Genomic DNA, 16660 nt, shown 5'->3' with positions numbered 1-16660 from the left:
TATAAAAACCTCTCTTAATTTCCTTCTCTTCTTCATGGTTAAAAATTAACGGGAATCAGATGCTGGATCAAGTAGATTAATTGCATTTTCCCTACAGTGTCCTTTACTTTTTCGTAAGGTAATGCAGGACAGCTCAGAACAGTTTCTTATATAACATTTTTGAAATTGACTGTCAATAAAATTTCTTTTTCAGACCCCTGGTGTTAGTAGTGTTTTGCAACCAAAATAACCCATACTAACATGAATTTAACTTTTACCAATCCCATCGGGAAAGCGGGAATCACCTGCTTCCTGACCCTCCTATTGATAGGATTAATCATTCACCAGAACATGGCCCAAACCTTGGCATTTCCGGGTGCAGAAGGCTTTGGAAGGTTTGCCGAAGGCGGCCGCCATGGGGAGGTTTACATTGTCACCAATCTTAATGATTCAGGGCCAGGTTCCTTTCGGGAAGCGGTCAGCCAGCCCAACCGGATAGTGGTATTTGAGGTGGGCGGTGTTATTTCTACGGACTCGAGAATTATTGTCGCCCGTAATGTCACCATTGCCGGACAGACTGCCCCCGGGGACGGAGTGGTCATTTATGGGGATGGCATTACCTTCACCCAGGCCAGCAATTCCATCGTTCGCTATTTAAGGGTGAGGATGGGGCGCTATGGCACCAGTGGAGCAGATGCCATGACCCTGACCGATAATGCCAAGCACCTTATCTTTGACCATGTCTCTGCCAGCTGGGGAAGGGATGAAACTTTCTCCATTACCGGGCATGCGGACAGCATTACCATCCAGAACAGCATCATCGCCCAGGGATTGGAAACCCATTCCTGTGGAGGCTTGATGGAACCTTCGGGGCTGGTGAGCCTTTTTAGAAACCTGTACATCGACAATAATACCCGGAATCCCAAAGTCAAAAACCGAAACCAGTTTGTCAATAATGTGGTGTACAACTGGGGCCGTGGGGGCGGTTATATTATGGGAGGATCCACTGCTGAGTCCCGTGTAAATATCATCAACAACTACTATATCGATGGACCCAGCACCACCATCAGGCCTTTTTCAAGGGGAACCGAATCCTTTATCCCCTATGTGGAGGGTAACTATCATGATGGAAACCTCAACGGACTTTTGGACGGGAGCCTGGTGGAGCAAGCCGCTTATCAGGGGATTACCACCTTTGCAGAAACGCCTTATGATTATGCTTTTCCAGAGCAGGTAATGAGCGCCCAGGAAAGCTACACTTATGTTTTGGAGCATGTAGGGACCAACTTTCCCAAAAGGGATCAGGTGGATGAATTCCTGATGACAGAACTGTCCAGTCTTGGGCTGGAAGGAAAGCTGATAGCCAATGAAAGGGAGCTGCCAACAGGAGGCCCCGGGCAGGTATTTGGGGCACCGGCCAAAGCTGATTCCGACCGGGATGGTATTCCCGATGAATGGGAAGCGGCCAACGGGCTTGATCCCCATGATGCTTCTGATGCCATGCTTATCGGAGCAGATGGCTATGCTAATATTGAGCATTATATCAATGGGATCCTTGAGCTGGAACCAGCTGATTTTTTAAAGCCTATTACTGATCTGGCCGTGGGAGCGATCGGTCCTTCCACAGTAGAATTGAGCTGGGCGAACAATGATGGGCGCTATGAAGGGATTCTGGTAGAAAAATCCCCGTCCAATGGAGAATTTACTTTTGTGGACAGTCTTGCAGGAAACCTGAACGAATTATTGATCGAAGGGCTCAGCCCCAACCAAAATTACCGGTTCAGGTTGAGTCCTTATGCGGGAGAACTTAAGGCGGTATCTGCTGTAGTTTCTGCCAAAACCAGCCCGGTACCGACGGCACCTGCAGAGCCTGGAATAGGCTTTCCGGAAGACCGTTTTGGCTTTGCCGATACCACCTCGCTGACCTTGAGCTGGACAGGAAGTGAAAACACCGACTTTTACATCTTATATTTTGGGGAAAGTCCAGAAGCATTACAATGGCAGGATTCTTTGTCGGCAAAGGAGTATGAACAGAGGGATTTGATGTCTGACCGGACATTTTACTGGAAGGTGGATGCAGGCAATGAGCTGGGGATCACCGAAGGGCCGGTGTGGTCATTTAGCACGAGGCCATACATTCCCCAAGGACTGGTTGGCGCCTGGCTGATGGACCATACCGAGGGCACTTTGGTGGCTGACAGCAGTCGTTTTGTTAATGAGGGCGAGGTAAACGAGCTCAATGATTATTCTTGGACAGCAGAAGGAAAAGTTAACCAGGCCCTGGACTTTTCCAATGCAGAGAACCCTTCCCATGTGTTCATTCCCCATGCTGACCAGTTGTATTTTGACGAGCATTCCTTCGCCATCTCCATGTGGTTAAAATCTTCCACACGGACCAGCCAATCCTATTTGATCCACAAGGGAACCTTCAAGGCAGACCAGAACACCGGAGGGACCGGTCAATGGTACGGGATCGAAATCAAGGACGGCAACCTGCGTTTTGCGGTGGATGATAATTCCACCAAAACCGAACTTTCCACCAGTGCCTCTCCTTTGTTTAGCGGGGAATGGGTGCACCTGGTGGCCATCAGGGACCGGGAAGACGATGTGTTGAGGGTTTATCTCAATGGCGTCCAGGTAAAGGAAACCAATGACCGCACAGAGAAGCCTATTGGACAGTTTGAGCCGATCATTTTAGGCAATTCCAACGGTTTTGGGACACCTTTTAAAGGCCATATCGATGAGGTACGGCTTTTCAACAAGCGCTTATCGGCACAGGAAGTGCTGGAGCTTTACCATACCCTGCCCACCCCTATGAAGGCTTTTGACCCTTCTTTGGCTGAGGGAGCTGTTTTGGAGGGCTTTGGAGAAGAGGTTGCTGTCAGCTGGAAAGGCGGGGTCAATACCACTTCCTATCAGGTATATCTAGGTGAAGATGAGAATGATTTGACCCTGCTGGGAAGCACGGATGTGGAAAACCCTGTTTATGATTTTAAAAAACTCCAAGGCCAAAAAACTTATTTTTGGCGCGTGGATGCCATAGGGCCAAAAGGAACAACTATTGGTGATGTTTGGTCATTTAATGCCACTGCACCTGCCGGTTTGGTGGGGCATTGGAAGATGGACGAACAGTCCGGGACATGGGTGGAAGATCATAGCTTGTACGGACAAGATGGAATGGCGCTAGGCTTTACAGCTACCGACAGGGTGGCCGGGAAATTTGGCCGGGCTTATGCTTTTGAAGGGCCTGGCAGTACGGCTTCCATTGATGTTCCACATGCCGATCATTTGACCTTTGATGAAACTTCCTTTACGATTTCCATGTGGGTGAAGATCCCGGAGGATACTTATCGGTATGGGGATGGAAAAGACAGCTATCTGATCCATAAGGGCAGTTTTGCGGACAACTGGTACGGTATCCAATTAAGGGATGGACGTTTGACCTTTGCCATCGATGATGACAGGACCAAAACCTCTGTAAACACTTCCGTAGGGAACAGTTCTTCCCATCCGATCTTTACTGATGAGTGGGTGCATCTGGTGGCCATCTGTGACCGTGAAACTAATAAGCTCCGCTTTTATATCAATGGCCAAAAAACTGCTGAAACCCATTCGGGAACAAGCAGGATTGGCAGATCCAGCCCGGTAAGATTGGGCAATTCGGACGAAAACAAGCCCTTTAGGGACCAAATGGATGATGTGCGGCTGTACAATTATGCCTTGGATCCGTCAGAGGTTGAGGCCCTGTATTTTGCCCATCCAAAGCTGGAAGTAGTTTATAAGAAGGAGGACCTGAACAAACCGATGGACAATCAGATCCGCCCCAACTTAAAGCTGGTCAATAAGGACAGTTTGACGGTAAATCTTAAGGATATTACGGCCAAGTATTGGTTTACTGCGGAAAATATCAATTCTATACAGACCAGGTTGGATTATGCCGCCTTGGGAGCAGATCAGGTGAGTATGGAATATGTGGCTTTGCCTGAGCCCAGAGAGCAGGCTTTTGGCTATGTAGAATATGCATTTGGAGATAATTGCCTATTGAATCCGGGAGGGGATTCCGGAGAGATCATGTCAGCCTTCCATGATGAGGACTGGTCTGATTTTGATGAAACCAATGATCATTCCATGATGGAGGCGGCAGATTTTAGCCCTAATCCATCCATCACCCTGTACCATCAGGGAAGGTTGATCTGGGGAGAAGAGCCTCAGGAAGTAGCAACCGAAATAAGTGCCAAGGTGTACCTTAAGCATCATTCAGGAGGGAAAAATACCATTAAAAAGACCTTTAACCTGATAAATGAAGGAAATGTGCCCCTGGATTACGAAGGGTTGAGCTTCCGTTATTGGTTTACAAAAGACGGTGGCGGGACATTGAAGCATTGGGTGGATTATGCTGAGCTGGGCAAGGAACACATTGAGGGCGTTTTTATGGATGTGCCCGGAGATAGCACTTTGGCCGATCACTATTTAGAAATAAAACTGGCTGGAGAGCTTGGGGCTTTGCCCCCCTTGGCAGAAACAGGAGAAATCCAGTTGAGAATCACTAAGTCAGACTGGTCGGAATTTGATCAGGAAAATGACTATTCCTATTCTGGTGAAAATAAGTGGATGCTGAAAGAGCAGATCACGGTTTATCATTATGGAAAACTGATTTATGGCCTGGAGCCTTCTGAAAGTAATGGCGGTTCGGCCGCAGAAAGGGTATTGAGCGAAGATAACCCTAGTGAAGAGTCATATGCTTTAACGGATATGGTCAAGGTTAAGGTTTTTCCAAATCCAAGCAGTGGTTTGATCAAATTGTACCTTTCCAAGAGGGAGTCGGCCTGGGCCAGTGTTAGCATCTATGATATCAATGGCGTGAAAAAAGCCGAAAGGTTAATTGATGAGCAGGTCTCCACATGGGATATCAGTAGCTATCCTTCCGGCATTTATTTTATGTACGTGAATATTGACGGACAAAGGATGGTTCAAAAAATCATCAAGGAGTAAGAGGGGGAATCCTTTAGACAAGCTTCTATCAAAGCCACTTTTCCAAGGTTCCAGTCTTTGAAAAGTGGTTTTATTTTGTTCTTGATTGTTATAAAACAAATTAGGAGATTCCTCCAAATGAACAGGGAAACACAGGAGGGGAAACCTTTCTGTTGAAAGAACTTGTCGTCCTATACTAAACTAATTGTCTTTTCAGCAGCTCGCCCAAGTGGATCAGGGATTGGCGGATCTGTTCATTCCAGCTCAGGCCGTAACTCAAGCGCAGGCAATTTTTAAACTGGTCTCTAAGGGTAAACATTCTCCCGGGGGCATATTTGATCCCCTTTTTCAGTGCCTGTTCATAAAGGACAGTGGTATCAATCTTAGGATCCAGTTCCAGCCAGAGTAAAAAACCTCCATTGGGATAGGTTACTTTGGTGTTCTCGGGAAAGTGCTCATGAATGGTCTGCAATGATTTGAGCAGGTTATGTTGGAGGCTGATTCTAAGCTGCCTAAGGTGGTTTTCATAGCGTCCCTTGTCCATAAACCGGGCAATGACCTCATGGGTAAGGGAGGAGCTGGCCACATTGTGGTAGAGTTTGGTTTTGCAGATTTTGTCCTTAAACTTCCCCGGTGCTATCCAGCCCACACGGTAGCCTGGAGCCAGGGTCTTGGACACGGAATTGCACCAAAGCACGATACCCTCCTGATCAATGCTCTTGCAAGAAAGGGGCCGCTCGGCGCCAAAGAAAACATCACCGTAGAGGTCTTCCTCCAATAGAGGGACTTGGTTTTCGGTGCAGATGTGCACCAGCCTTCTTTTATGCTCATCGGGCATGCAGTAGCCCATGGGGTTGGAAAAGTTGCTGACGACAATGATCGCTGAAATTTTATTTTCCTTGACCGTCTTTTCCACCGCCTCCAGCTCCAGACCGTATTCGCTATGCGTGGGCATTTCAATGACACTAAGCCCAAGACTTTTGGCCAACTGGAGTGTGCCAAAGTACACGGGGCTTTCGGTGATGATGCTGTCTCCTTTCTGGGTGAGGGACATCAGGGCATATGCCAGTGAATTCATGCAGCCATTTGTCGTGACCAAATCGTCCGTAGATAAGCTGTTCTGCCACAGTAAGGTCCGTTTGGCCACCTGCCGACGGAGGTATTCACTGCCCATGATCGGTTCATAGTGGATACAGGCATCCGGAAGGTCCCGCATCATGTCCCGTACGATTTTTTTGAGCTTGGCAATCGGAAGCATTTCCGGTGAGGGGACTCCCACCGAAAAATTGGTAAGGCTTTTTTCACTGTTCATTGGTCCGTAAACCTTTTGGATAAAGTCTTCGATGTCCCTTTTCCCTTTCCGGGCAATGGGTTTGGAGATCACAGGCTTGCTATGGTCAGCCCGCGGATAGGGCCTGACAAAATAGCCCTTTTTGGGACGGGCCTCTATCAAACCCTTGCTTTCCAGCAGGTACATGGACTGCAGTACGGTGCTGATACTCATTCCTGTTTCTTGATGGATGCTCCGCACAGAAGGAAGCCTGTCGCCGTAATTGAACGTGCCCTTTTGGATCTGTCTTTCCAGGTCTGTCGCCAGTTTTTCGTATAAATTCATAACCCCTTTATCTGTTATGGTTAAAAATACAAAAATCTGTATCTGTAACGGTGTGTTTTTATTGGTTAATTTTGTTAAACATCAAAAGAATCACCTGAAAGTATTAGGGTATGGAGATAAAAATGCAAATAAAGCCACAGAGTGCCGTGGATCAATTCGACTTTGAGCAGTTTCAGTTCGGGGTAAAAGCCACCGATCATATTTTAGTGGCACGTTATAAGGATGGTGACTGGCAGTCAGCTACGATCCAGCCATTTGAACAGTTAAGCATTTCACCTTTGGCCATGTGCCTGCATTATGGGCAAACGGTTTTTGAAGGGCTCAAAGCTTACAAGCAGGTCAATGGTGAGCTCAGTGTTTTCAGGTTGGACAGGCATTATGAAAGAATGAACCAATCCCTCTTGCGTATGGCTATGCCCGCTGTGCCGGAGAAGCTTTTCAAGGAGGGGATCTTGAAGTTGGTGGAAGTGGAGAAGGAGTGGATCAGTGATCGGGAAGGGTATTCGCTTTATATCCGGCCATTTATGATTGCCACGGAGGAGCGCCTGGGTGTTAGTATTTCCAATGAATACCTCTTTATGGTAGTATGTACTCCGATGGCAGCCTATTATGCCCGCCCCCTAAAGGTAAAAGTGGAAAGACGATATACCCGTGCCGCCATGGGAGGCGTGGGAGCTGCCAAAAACGGAGGCAATTATGCTGCGGCCTATTATCCCGCCAACTTGGCCCAGCAGGAAGGTTTCGATCAGGTGATCTGGACTGACGCAGCATCACATAACTATGTGGAAGAGTCGGGCACCATGAACCTGATGTTTATCATGGATGGTAAATTGCTTACTCCTCCCACCGGGGAAACCATTTTGGCCGGGGTGACCAGGGACTCCTTGCTCCAAATAGCCAGGGATTTGGGCTGGCCGGTAGAAGAGCGGCCGATCAGCTTGGATGAACCGAAAGAAGCATTTGATGCTGGCAAACGAGTAGAGGCTTTTGGAGTGGGAACGGCTGCGGTAATAGCGCCTTTTGAAACCATTCATATGGATGGCAGGGATTACCATCCCTACACCGGGGATGATGCCAATATGTACCTTCTCAAGCAAAGGCTTACAGCCCTTAGAACAGGTTTAGAAGAGGATATTTATAATTGGAGTACACTTGTTGCGGTTGATTTCTTCAATGGATAAATATCCGGGCCCTGAGATATCTCAGGGCTTATTTTCTTTGAGCGGATTTTAAGTGCTTGGGAAACAAAATGGCTGGTTATCTAGAAATACGGTGGTATGTTTTCAATCGAAAATTATTGTCCACGGATGAAAAGGATAAACACAGATTAGTGGGGTTTTATTATAGCGAAAACCAGTGATTTATAGTTTGGATATCCGCAATTAAGCCAGTAAACGAAAATCTCAAGAGGCTGTCCACGAATTACACGGATCTATGTGGCGCTAGATAGGTTGGCACGAATTAATTTTTTCCGACTATCCGGGATTTCTGGCATCGGGTTGGAACCCGGGGACAATGCAGATAACGGTTCAAAGCATTAGCCTCCAAAACTTTATATAATACCAACCGCTTTCCTCTAAAGCTTTTGGCCGCTTTGAAAAGCCATGCCAAAAATCTGCCAGCAATCAATCAAACAGAGATGTAACTAGGTGTTTTAGTATGTTTAGCCACTACAAGTCAGATAGAACCTTATTTTACATACTAGAGACATTACCGAGCCTAAGGCCAGATTCCAAGTAGACGACGTACCGCAACGAGTTGTCCGATGTGATAGGAATTATGATCGGCCACAAGGAGAAGCTCGCGCAAATAGCTTTGTCCCGAACCATGCGGGATGGTTGCAGCAAGGTCCAGATTTGGATTGGTAGCCATTTTGATCAAGGCTTCCCGGTCTGAGCGGTATTGCCCGATACTGTTCTCCCACTCATCTTTTGACGCAGGGGCAATTGATTTTGGCCAGTATTCTTCCGGCCATGCCAATTCCTTGTAGTCAGGGTTTTGGCAGAAATCCAGAATATCATGTTGAGCGATACGAAGGTGTTCCAGTAGCTGCCAGGGAGAGTAGGAAAGACCTTGGGGCTGTACACCCCGCAGTTCTTCCGGAATGCCATCAATGGCAGTATCGAAATTCACATGGGCATCCTCCCATTGAAGAAGGCGGGAAAGGTGTTTTCGGATGGTGTCGCTGTTCATTGATCAGGGGTTTTGATAAATGATTGGATATTACTACAATTACGGCAGTAATCTGACAAATCAAAAACAGCGCTTCAAAGATTGAAGGGAGGAACATTGTTTTTATAAACCAATTTCGGATTACTTACAGTTGGTCATTATATTGATCAAAAAAAAACACCCATGCATAATTTGTTTTCCAGAAGGGATTTTGTCAAATCTGCTGCCATCACAGGGCTTGGACTAGGGGTAGGAGCCATTCCTGTTCAAGCCAGGACATCTATAAAAGAATCTAAACCACTAATTGAAGAAAAAGGAATGAGAGTTTTGTTTCAAGGAGACAGCCTTACCGATGGGAATAGGGGTCGTAATATGGACCTGAACCATATCATGGGGCATGGTTATGCTTTTTCCGTCGCCAGCCGCATAGGAGCTGACTTTCCAGAAAAGGGATGGTCTTTTTTTAATCGGGGCATTTCAGGAAACACGGTTACGGATTTGCAGGAGCGCTGGACCAAGGATGCTTTGGAGCTCCAACCTGATTTGCTTAGTGTTTTGGTGGGTATCAATGATGTCGGGCAGCATGTAAGAAATCCCGAGAATGGCCCCCAGTTTGAAGTGTTTGAAAATGCCTATCGGGATATTTTAACCCAAAGCTTGGCCCAGAACCCGGAGCTGATCATTGTTATGGGCATGCCATTTGTCTATCCCATAGGAAAGCGAATAGAACATTGGGATACTTATGAAAAAGATGTGCTGAGAAGGCAAGAAATGGTAACGTCATTGGCAAAGGAATTTGATGCCCTATTGGTGGATTATCCAGCGGCTTTTGATAAGGCAATGGAGAGAGCCGATCCGGAATATTGGGTTTGGGATGGGGTTCACCCTACTGTGGCTGGCCATGAGATCATGACCAAGGCTTGGTTAGAAACCGTAGCTGAAAAGTTTCCTTTTTTGAAGGTCTATTAATGTGCGCTGCTTTTCTATTGCTTGGTTGCGAAGCACGGTAATAATCACTTTTTTTATAGGAATTGATCTGCAGTGGTAAGAGGCTACATTTGTCATTAAGTTAAGGTCTGAAAAGGGCATAAAAGGGAAGTAGGTATAGGGATTTTTATGCACTTAATGATTTAAAAATATAAACATGAAGGCATGAAGGACATGAAGGACTTGTCGTCCCAATAAACCAATCCAAACCTTAATGTCCCTTAATACCTTAATGGTTCAAAAAACAAAACATGAAGAAGTGAAGGTATAAAGGACATAAAAGATTCTTCGTTTAAAAACAATCCAAAAACCTTAATGGTTAATAGCATTCATATGGAAAACAAAAAAGCCAGAGGCGAACCCCTGGCCTTTTCAAACCTATTAAACCGTATTATTACTTTAGAAAATCCTTTAGCTTACATTTTTCCAGTTCCTGAATGCCTTTGACCACGGCCTTGGCATTGTACTCGGCTCCTTCTTTGATGGGATGGGTATGGTCTTTGTCATTGAAGAAATGTTCCCTGACATATTTTTCCCCCAGCTCATCATAGCCATCGGCAATGATCCTATTGAGCTCAATGAAACAGGCTTCCCTTGTCTCAGCAGCCTGCTTGGCCCAAAGACCGTAACTGTCATCCGAACGCATTACCTTGCCTTCTTCCCACCTGTTTCTAGGGATCAGGGAGCAAACGATCGGGGTGGCTCCGGCGGCTTTGGTGTCGGTGATCATTTGTTTAAGGTACTGTCCGTAAGAAAATACCGTTTCATGCTGCTTGGTGATGGGGTTGTAAATTTCTTCCGCTTCTGTGCCGGCACTCTTGATGGTGCCGCGGGCACGGTGGCTGTCATCCAGCGGGCTGCTGTCATTGTGGCCAAACTGCATGATTACATAATCTCCAGGTTCCAGCTTTTCACGTACTTTTTCCCATAGTCCATAAGTTTGGAAGGTGCGGCTGCTGGTGCCGCCAAGGGCATGGTTTTGAACTTTGATCTTGTCCAGGTCAAAATAGGGGGCTATAAAATCTCCCCAGCCCCAAAGGCCTCCTGCACCGTCGCCGCGGCCGTTTTTGACCGTGCTGTCCCCGATCAGATAAAGCGTAGGCTTGTCTTTTTTCAGATAGGCCTTCAGTGTACAGTCTTTCAGCGCCTTAATGCCCTGCACTGCTGACCAGGCATTGATGCGGGCCCCGGCCTCATTGGTGTGGGTATGGTCTTTTTCAAAGAGCGCTTTGACCACTTCGGGTCCCCATTGGTCATATTGGTCGGCCACGATGCTGTTGAGGTCCACGAAAAAGGCCCCGGTTCTCCGGGCTACTTCAGCGGCCCATTTGCCATAGTCTTGGCTGGCCCTTTCCACTTCTCCATCATGGAATTTGTTTCTGGGGATCATGGAACAGATGATCGGAGTGGCTCCTTTTTTCTTGGCTTCGGAGACGAATTTTTTCAAATACCAACCGTAGGTATGAACGGTTTCGGCTGTCCCGTCCGGCCAGGTGAGTGCTACTGTTTCATCTCCGGTGCCGGGCAATACCCCACGGTAACCTGCTTTGGTAGTATCCGGCTTGCTGCCTTCGTTGTGGCCAAATTGCATCATGACAAAGTCTCCCGGTTTAAGTTCATCCAATACCCTTTGCCATCTGCCTTCCTTGACAAAGGTCCGCGTACTTCTCCCCGCCATGGCCTGGTTGCTGACTGTCAGTTGGGTGCTGTCAAAAAAGTCGTCGATAAAGGTTCCCCAGCCCCACTGTCCAGGGCCGCCATCACCTCGGCTGTTGCGCACGGTACTGTCCCCGATGATGTAAAGGGTGTGTTTTTGTTCTTTAGGGGTAAAGGCCAGCAGCAGGCTGATGATGGTAAGGACTGCTGAAAGCCCATATTTTACATTCCTCATTCCTGAAATATTCTTTGGGTTCTGTTTACAATAGCGGCCATTTGACATAGCCTAATCATAAAACTAAGCAATCGGTGCAAAAAACCTGTACTGTAGTATGGGGGAGTATGGAGTATCAAGTAGTAAGTACGAGGTTTCAAGTACGTGGTACGAAGTGAATAACAAACAGTGTTCATGACACTTCCTAAAAGATAAAGAGGAAAGCTGATTCATGGCATGACTTTGAGTCATGCCATGAATTACCCAAAGGATCTAGTGGACTGTTGGCCATAGACACTTAATAACTTCTACCATGATAACCAATAACTCCCCCACAGTACAGCACGGAAATTTTTTGGTAATGCTTAATTTTATATTTTTAAAATCAGTCAGTAATAAAAGAAGACCCAAGTTTTACCAAATTGTTTATGGAAGTCCGACAACTACTTAAAACAGGAATCATCGGGGCATTGGGCCTCGCCGTTGCCTGCTCTCCCCAGGCAGAAAAAGACCAGACCAGCACGGAAACCAAGGAAGTGCTTACCGATACCAACACTCCGCTGCACCTTTTAGAGCCTGATTATCCGGTGCCCTATGGCTTTCCGGAGGAGCAGGAAGTAAAAGCAGTGATTGACAGGGTGTACAAGTACCTGGAATCCACCACGCCAACTGAAATCCTTACCGCCGAGAATGGTGAGGTAATTACAGACTTCAGCAAAGTGGACGAAAAGTCCGTGTTGAAGCAAGGGGATTTCAGGTTATTGAGCTATGAATGGGGCGTGACCTATTCTTCCATGTTACTGGCGGGAGAGGTTACCGGAGATGAAAACTATACCAATTACAGCAAACAAAGGGTAAAGTTCATTGCCGACCTTTATCCCCACTTTAAGAAGGTGGCAGGAAAGGAACATGCCTTACATTCGGTGCTTTATCCGGGAGCTTTGGATGATGCCGGGGCACTTTGTGCTTCCTTTATCAAGACCGACCTGGCCGGATTGGATGCAGAGGTACGTCCTGTGATCGATAATTTCATGGACTATATCATGAACAAGGAGTTTAGGCTGGAAGACGGTACCTTGGCCAGAAACCGGCCATTGAAAAACACCCTGTGGCTGGATGACCTGTACATGAGTGTGCCGGCCATTGTCAATATGGGGAAATATACCGGAGAGCAAAAGTATTTTGATGAGGCGGTGCGCCAGATCCGGCAGTTCTCGGAGCGGATGTTCAACGAAGAAAAGGGACTCTATATGCACGGATGGGTGCAGGGTATGGAGGAGCATCCTCAGTTTCACTGGGGCCGTGCCAATGGCTGGGCCATCCTGACCAAGGTGGAGGTGCTGAACGCCCTTCCTGAAAACCATCCGGGAAGACCATTTGTATTGGACCTATTGAGAAAACATATCAAAGGATTGGCAAGGCTTCAGTCCGGCTCGGGATTTTGGCACCAGTTGTTGGACAGAAATGATTCCTATCTGGAAACTTCTGCTACGGCCATTTATGCCTATTGTATTGCCAAAGCCGTAAATGAAGGCTGGGTGGATGATCAGGCTTATGCGCCGATGACCCTGCTGGCCTGGAATGCGGTAAGTACTATGGTCAATGACAAAGGCCAGGTGGAAGGAACTTGTGTGGGAACGGGCATGGGCTTTGACCCTGCTTTTTATTACCATCGTCCGATCAATCCTTATGCGGCACATGGTTATGGTCCGGTGATCGCCGCAGGCGCTGAAGTGATCCGGATGCTGCAAATGCATGATTTCGAAATCAATGACAGCTCTGTTCAGCTGTTGGATGAGTCCTCTAAAAATTAACTTATCAGGTATTGCGAATTTGGAAATAGGCTTTGACTTATTTTACATTTTGATATTTGATGTGTATATTAATAAAGCGATGAAACACCAATAAGTGGGGGCGTTTGTGTTCGGGGAGACAGGCCGAACATAAACGCCCTTACTGCTTTTTATCAAAATCCTTGGACAGGTGAATTTTGGATTCAAGGGCTCCAAAGGACCTCTCTTTTTTTGGAGCTTTTTGCTTCTCAGCTTTAAATTTTAAAAATTCCACAAAATCACTTACTTCCTTTTTTAAATCTGAAGGAAGGGAGTTTATCATTGAATATAGGTTTAAATCATCCATTTTGATTTCTCAATAGATTCCTTGAAAATAATGAAATCCCTATGCTTTATGTTCAGTCGAGTAAAAAGTTACCACTTTCTAGAATGATCCCCAAGCAGGCCTTCCCAAAATAGCCTTTTTACAGTATAGGACATAACACTTTCAAAATAGCAATTTTTTAAATTACCTTGGATTTACCCGAAATATGCATTCGCCTAACTATTATGGACTGAAAATGCAGGATCCGGGGTTAGATGCAATGGACGGTCCTTGCCTAAAATTTGGAAGTATAATTACCATTACTTTATGAGCCTTAGTAAAATGCCTTTGTTTATATTGGTTTTCCTCGCAGCCTTATGGACTTCATGTAAAGAGCAAAAGCCCAGATTCATTATGGAAGAAATACAGGTGGATGCACCCTTTGAAATGCCCGTCATCAAAGTTCCTGACTTTTCTCAGGCAGAGCGCTACCTCATTACCGATTTTGGTGCTGATCAAAACGACCAGGAAGCCACCTCCAAAGCCATCGCACAGGCGATTGAAAAAGCCCATGACGGCGGAGGGGGAACAGTAGTGATCCCCAAAGGAGAATGGCCCACGGCCAAGGTCCACTTGAAAAGCAATATCAACCTGCATTTGGAAGAGGGTGCCACCCTGCTTTTTTCCGGTGATCCAAAGGATTACCTGCCCGCTGTACAGACGACCTGGGAAGGCATGGAGTGTTTTAATTATTCACCTTTGATATATGCATTTGAATGTAAAAATGTGGCCATTACGGGAAAAGGAACCTTAAAGGCCCAAATGGATACCTGGAAAATCTGGTTTGCCCGGCCAAAGCCCCATATGGAAAGCCTTAAGAGGCTGTATAACCTGGCCGCAAAAGACGTTCCGGTGGAGGAAAGACAGTTTGTGAACGATACTTCCAACTTCAGGCCCCAGTTCATCCAGTTTAACCGCTGTGAAAATGTACTGCTGGAAGGGGTGAAAATCAGAAACAGCCCCTTCTGGGTGATCCACCCTTTTATGTCCAAAGACGTGGTGATCCGAAATGTCGACGTGTATGCCCATGGACACAATAACGATGGGGTTGATCCCGAGATGAGCCAGAATATGCTGATCGAAAACTGTGTGTTTGACCAGGGGGATGATGCCATAGCGGTGAAATCCGGTAGGAACCAGGATGCCTGAAGGCTGAATATGCCCACCAAAAACGTGGTGATCCGCAACTGCCTGGTCAAAAATGGCCATCAGCTGCTGGCGATAGGCAGTGAGCTTTCCGGCGGGGTGGAAAATGTGTACATGCAAAACTGTGAGGTGGAAGAAGGGGCCAAACTGAACCACCTGCTCTTTATCAAAACCAATGAACGAAGGGGCGGGTATGTGTCCAATATCAGGATGAAGGATATCAAATGTGGTAGGATTGACAAGGGCGTTTTGGGCATTGAAACCGATGTGCTTTATCAGTGGAGGGACTTGGTGCCCACTTACGAGCGCAGGCTGACCCCTATCCGGGATATCTATATGAGCAATGTGGATGCTGCGGATGTGGAGTTTGTTTCCAGGATATTAGGAGAAGAAGAGCAGCCGGTGGAGAATGTCCAGCTTAGCAATATCAAAGTGGATGCGGTCCGGGGAGAAGAGCAGATTCATGAGAATGTGGTGGGGTTTGAATTGATAGATTGATTCGTAAAAAAGGAAAAGTGTCCACGAATCCGCCACGGCGGACAAGTTTGCACGAATTTTCACGAATTTTTTATTGAATTAACCAATTGAGTTTTGGTTAAAAAGTAAGGGGGTAAATAACCATGAAGGAATTAAGGGTGTTAAGGTTTTATTAACCTCATTTCGAGTTTCAAAAACGTCATTCCGATCCGCCACAGGCGGAGTGGGAATCTCATAATTAGAAGAATGCCTGCCTGGAGCAGACAGGTTCGCTATGACGGAAACGTATGAAACCAGCTAAGATGATATCTTGAAGGATAGAAGGAAATGGAGGTTTTTAAGTTCATACTTATTTTTCTTAATGCCTTCGTGGCGAATATTTTCGCTTCTGAGCCTAATGGAAGAAATAGGTGTGGTGTTCATTCATCCTCCAATCAGAAATAAAGTATACAGGGTAGTGTCCGGATTATCGCATTGTTTTTCTATTTTGCACGGAAAGTTAAGCAACAAGATCGCCCCCATTTTGAGAATCGAGGATAAATTACTGTTAAGGGAAATTCAAAAACGGAACAAGGAAGTTTTTGAGGCGCTTTTTCATGACTATTATCCGAGTTTGTTAAGGTTTGCAGAAGGATTTGTGTTTGACGGTGAAGTGTGCGAGGACATTGTTCAGAATATCTTTGTCCATATTTGGGAGCAGGCCGAATATTTGAACATTACCACTTCCTTTAAATCCTATCTGTATACTTCTGTACGCAACCGTTGCCTGAACCATATCAGAAACCTCAAGATTCAGGACAAACACCATCTACTTTATTTAGAGGCAAGTTTAAACGACTCGGATGTGGATTGGGAAGATGCCGAAATCAACCAAAAAATCGAAAGAGCCATTGAAGCGCTTCCTCCCAAAATGGCCGAGATTTTTCGGTTGAAATACCTGGAGGAGAAGTCCGTGCGGGAAATTGCCGAGCAGCTGGAGATTTCCGAAAACACCATCAAAACCCAGTTGCTCAGGGCCAAGGATAAATTGAGGGAGCTGTTAAGGGAGTCACTTAATTTGAATTTTTTCTTATAAATTAATGCCTTTGGGATATCAGATATTGTTCTGGAGAGTTTCAACCCATACAAAGAAGAGAAGAAAAGCAGCAATAATGCCGCTAGGCATGATCGGTATTGTAAGGGTGGGTTTTAACCCACATAGATAAGAAGAGAGTAGTGCCCAAAAATGCCTTTAGGCATGGTTGATATTAAGGCCTATGAATACTTGGGATCTTTCTGTAATCCTG

The 16660-nt window shown here is 46.2% G+C and carries 9 protein-coding genes and 1 pseudogene; 6 read left to right on the top strand and 4 right to left on the bottom strand.

The features are described from left to right. Positions 1–240: 240 nt before the first annotated feature. Positions 241–4971, top strand: a complete 4731-nt coding sequence (locus ACYVAA_RS09155) for a LamG-like jellyroll fold domain-containing protein (protein ID WP_460540775.1) — start codon at positions 241–243, stop codon at positions 4969–4971. A gap of 175 nt (positions 4972–5146) precedes the next feature. Here the strand turns inward: ACYVAA_RS09155 and ACYVAA_RS09150 are convergent, their stop codons facing one another. Continuing rightward, entirely contained in the window at positions 5147–6565 is a 1419-nt protein-coding gene (locus tag ACYVAA_RS09150; protein ID WP_460540772.1) for an aminotransferase-like domain-containing protein, read from the bottom strand. Positions 6566–6687: 122 nt separating this feature from the next. Between ACYVAA_RS09150 and ACYVAA_RS09145 the strand changes: the two genes are divergently transcribed. Then, entirely contained in the window at positions 6688–7746 is a 1059-nt protein-coding gene (locus ACYVAA_RS09145; protein WP_460540770.1) for a branched-chain amino acid aminotransferase family protein, read from the top strand. A 538-nt stretch (positions 7747–8284) separates the two neighbouring features. Here the strand turns inward: ACYVAA_RS09145 and ACYVAA_RS09140 are convergent. Continuing rightward, entirely contained in the window at positions 8285–8758 is a 474-nt protein-coding gene (locus ACYVAA_RS09140; protein WP_460540768.1) for a DinB family protein, read from the bottom strand. A 162-nt stretch (positions 8759–8920) separates the two neighbouring features. On the opposite strand from ACYVAA_RS09140, the gene ACYVAA_RS09135 reads away from it, so the two are divergent. Continuing rightward, entirely contained in the window at positions 8921–9706 is a 786-nt protein-coding gene (locus ACYVAA_RS09135) for an SGNH/GDSL hydrolase family protein (protein ID WP_460540767.1), read from the top strand. 412 nt (positions 9707–10118) lie between these two features. Here ACYVAA_RS09135 and ACYVAA_RS09130 read toward each other — a convergent pair whose 3' ends face one another. Next, positions 10119–11615 carry a rhamnogalacturonan acetylesterase gene (locus tag ACYVAA_RS09130; protein WP_460540766.1) on the bottom strand — a complete coding sequence of 499 codons (1497 nt, stop codon included), beginning with the start codon at positions 11613–11615 and terminating at the stop codon, positions 10119–10121. A gap of 407 nt (positions 11616–12022) precedes the next feature. On the opposite strand from ACYVAA_RS09130, the gene ACYVAA_RS09125 reads away from it, so the two are divergent. Then, the gene (locus tag ACYVAA_RS09125; RefSeq protein WP_460540764.1) at positions 12023–13408 is read left to right on the top strand and encodes a glycoside hydrolase family 88/105 protein; all 1386 of its coding nucleotides are present in this window, start codon (positions 12023–12025) and stop codon (positions 13406–13408) included. A 139-nt stretch (positions 13409–13547) separates the two neighbouring features. Here the strand turns inward: ACYVAA_RS09125 and vapB are convergent, their stop codons facing one another. Next, complete coding sequence (vapB, locus tag ACYVAA_RS09120) at positions 13548–13733, bottom strand: DUF2281 domain-containing protein (protein ID WP_460540762.1); 186 nt, start codon at positions 13731–13733, stop codon at positions 13548–13550. A 285-nt stretch (positions 13734–14018) separates the two neighbouring features. On the opposite strand from vapB, the pseudogene ACYVAA_RS09115 reads away from it, so the two are divergent. Then, a pseudogene (locus ACYVAA_RS09115) lies at positions 14019–15395 on the top strand (glycoside hydrolase family 28 protein). Between the two features lie 376 nt (positions 15396–15771). Beyond that, the gene (locus ACYVAA_RS09110) at positions 15772–16449 is read left to right on the top strand and encodes an RNA polymerase sigma-70 factor (protein WP_460540760.1); all 678 of its coding nucleotides are present in this window, start codon (positions 15772–15774) and stop codon (positions 16447–16449) included. The last annotated feature ends 211 nt before the right edge of the window (positions 16450–16660 follow it).

The organism is Echinicola sediminis, assembly GCF_054777495.1.
The sequence above is the reverse complement of the archived record's forward strand: the minus strand, read 5'-3'. Positions and strand labels throughout refer to the sequence as shown.